Raw genomic sequence first — 3355 nt, forward strand, 5'->3', positions numbered from 1 at the left:
TTTGGCCGTCGCGGGCGCCGTACGTGAACACCGAGCACTGTCCGGCGCTCTCCTGCCTGCCGAGCGCCCCGCCGTAAGCGAAGCCCTCGACGCGGGCCGCCTGGGCGTCGATGCCGCCAACCTCATCACGACCGAGCTGGCTTCCATCGCCGGGCGCACACCCGCCGACGTGCTTGACACCGCCGAATCCGTCATGGTCGGCCTCGCCACCGCCATCAGCGCCAGCGGTCAGCCTCTGGCCGCCGCGGTATCCGTAGATTTTCTTGCCGGAGAGATCCGGCAGGTCACCGCCGCCGCCGACCCAGACGGTGCCCGGCCTCGCGAAGAACGAGCGGTACGACGACGCGAGTTCCGCCTGGGCACCGCCGACGAAGACGGCCTCGTACCAGCACACGGCAGGCTGCTACCCGAGATCGGGATGCTCCTTGCCGGGATGCTCGAAGCACACCGCCGCTCCCCCCGATTCGCCAGCTCAGAAGCAGGACTCATCAGCGCCGACGGCCTTGGTGCTGGCCTCGGTGCTGGCCTCGGCGCTGGCCTCGGCGCTGGCCTCGGCGCTGGCCTCGGTGACCCTATCGACCCGCGCACCCCCGCGCAGCGTCGCCACGATGCCCTCGGCGAGATCGTGATGGCAGCCGCCGCAGCAGACGGAGCGCCCAGCCTCGACGGTCTTCCCGTCACCGTGCTCGTCACCGTCACCGCTGCAGATCTTACGAACGACGACGGACTGGACTCCGACGCGATCGGCACCATCGCCGGCTCACCCTTCCCCGTCTCCCGCCGAACCATCGAACGCCTCACCGACGCCGGCGGCTACCGCACCGTCACCACCGACAGCAACGGTGCCATCACCGCCATCAGCTCACCCCAACGCTGCTTCACCCCGATGCAACGGCTAGGAATGGCCGCCCGCGACGGGCTCGGCTGCGTAACCCCCGGATGCACCAGCCCCCACTACACACTCCAAGCCCACCACGTCATCCCCGACCGGGATGGCGGCCCCACCGCGCTCGATAACGGCATCCTGCTGTGTTACTGGCACCACCAGATCGTCGACACCGGGCCATGGGAATACCGGATGATCGCAGGACTACCGCACGTTCGCGGGCCAGGCATTCCCAACTGGACCCGCACACGCACACCCATCGCGCGAGCCGCGTAACCAAGGAGGGTCTCGGGACCGGCATTCGCGCATCAGGATCGCCACCCCCGCTCAACTTTCTGCGCCCACATTCTCAGCCGCAAAAACTATTCGACACCAAGCATCCCCATTCTGAAAAGTCAGGACCCACTCATCCACAGCAGATGGGACTAAAGGCAGAGGTGGGACTAAAGGCAGAGGTGGAACTAAAGGCGCAGATGGGACCAAAGGCACTGTGCGCCGCCACCGTCAACTGGGAAGGTCAGTCAAGGCCGCAGGGCTCGCCTCCGTCCGATTTACCCAGTCGAAAGAAGCAGGAACCATGTCCACACCCACCGTGACCGCCCCGCGCATCCACACCAGAGGAGATTCCGATCGCCTCACGCTCGAGACCGACATCGTGCACTCGTCCAAGGGGAGACATGCTCTCGCGGTGCTCCGGCTCGCCACAGGATTCATTTTTCTGTGGGCCTTTCTCGATAAGACCTTCGGTCTGGGGTTCGCCACTCCGGTTGACCGTGCCTGGATCAACGGGGGCGCTCCCAGCCAGGGCTACCTCAACAGCGACTCAGTCGTGGGCCCGCTCAAATCATTCTTCGCAGGGATTGCCAGCCCCACCACCGACATTCTGTTCATGCTCGGGATGCTCGGCATCGGTGTCGCGGTGATGCTCGGCATCGGGCTGCGCATCAGTGCGATCACCGGCACGATCATCATGGTGCTGATGTACCTGGCCGAGTGGCCGTTCACCGCGAACATGGGATCCAACAATCCCGCCATCGACTACCACATCATCTACGCGCTCGCCCTGATCGTCATTGCTGCCATGTCTGCCGGAGACACCTGGGGAATCGGTCGAGCGTGGAAGCGACTGCCGCTAGTGCAGAGAATGCCGTGGCTGGTTTAGTTCGAACCGCGACGAGAGGCCATGACGATGAAAGCTGCAAGATTCCACGCTCAACATGACATCCGCATCGAAGAAATCCCCGAGGCGTTGCTGCGCCCGGATGCCGTCGCCATCGACGTGGCCTGGTGCGGCATTTGCGGTACCGACCTCCACGAATACCTCGAAGGGCCAATTTTCATCTCTCCGAAGGGTCACCCCCATCCGCTGACCCACGAGCAGGAACCGGTGACGATGGGGCACGAGTTCTCTGGTACCGTCAGCGCGCTCGGTGAGGGAGTAACCGATCTCACCGTCGGCGAGAACGTGGTCGTCGAACCATACTTCGTCTGTGGCGAGTGCGCTCCCTGCCGGGCGGGCCGCTACAACCTCTGCGTAAAGATGGGATTCATCGGGCTCGCAGGCGGTGGGGGTGGCCTTAGCGAGAGGGTCGTTGTGGACCGACGGTGGGTGCACCCGATCGGAGCTATTCCGCTGGATGAGGCTGCGCTGATTGAGCCGCTCGCCGTGGGGCATCATGCCTTTGTACGAAGCGGCGCGCAGCGCGGCGACGTCGCCTTCATTGGGGGCGCCGGCCCCATCGGCTTGCTGCTTGCCGCGGTACTCAAGGCCAAGGGGGTCACCGTGATCATGTCTGAACCGAGCGCCGCCCGACAGGCGAAAGCACTCGAGACCGGGGTCGCCGATCACATTCTCGACCCGTCGACCGAAGACGTCGTCGCGCGAGTACGGGAACTGACCGGAGGGGTTGGAGCTGACGTCGGATTCGAATGTTCCAGCATCAATGTCGTGCTCGATCAACTCCTGGATGCCGTCAGACCAGCCGGAGTCATCGTCAATGTCTCAATCTGGGGCAAGCCGGCAACGCTAGATATGCAGAAGCTGGTGCTGAAGGAGATTGACCTCCGCGGCACGATCGCCTACGTCAACGATCATCCGGCCACCATCAGGCTCGTCCAGCAGGGCAAGGTCAACCTGGCACCCTTCATCACCGCCCGCATCCCCCTGGATCGGTTGATTGAGGACGGGTTTGAAACACTCATCAATCACAAGGAAACTGCGGTCAAAATCATCGTGAACCCACGCGGCTAGCGCGGGTGCCGAGAATCATTCGTAGTGAGGCAGTCGTCATCGACGCTACTGGCGCTTCACCATCGTGCCCGATAGTTGATCGTAGGGAGTTCTGCCCGAGCCGATGAAGAGGTACAGGACATACAACAGCGGAAGCGCGTACGCGAGCGCCGTGACCACCACTACCCCGGCAGGCACTGCGCCGGTGGAGCTGGAGACGACAAATCCGTAGGCAGCAG

Annotated in this window: 3 protein-coding genes; all 3 read left to right on the forward strand. The window is 63.8% G+C overall.

Annotation, left to right across the window (positions count from 1 at the left end; all coding sequences use genetic code 11):
- Positions 1–1162 (forward strand): DUF222 domain-containing protein (locus RMN95_RS14560; RefSeq protein WP_309617628.1); only part of this gene is annotated, 1162 nt, incomplete at its 5' end.
- Between the two features lie 301 nt (positions 1163–1463).
- Positions 1464–2048, forward strand: coding sequence for a DoxX family protein (locus tag RMN95_RS14565; protein WP_309617629.1), 585 nt, complete (start codon positions 1464–1466; stop codon positions 2046–2048).
- Positions 2049–2075: 27 nt separating this feature from the next.
- Positions 2076–3137 carry a 2,3-butanediol dehydrogenase gene (locus RMN95_RS14570; RefSeq protein ID WP_309617630.1) on the forward strand — a complete coding sequence of 354 codons (1062 nt, stop codon included), beginning with the start codon at positions 2076–2078 and terminating at the stop codon, positions 3135–3137.
- Positions 3138–3355 lie beyond the last annotated feature (218 nt).

The sequence above is a fragment of the Salinibacterium sp. genome (assembly GCF_031364185.1).
Classification (GTDB): Bacteria; Actinomycetota; Actinomycetes; order Actinomycetales; family Microbacteriaceae; genus Rhodoglobus.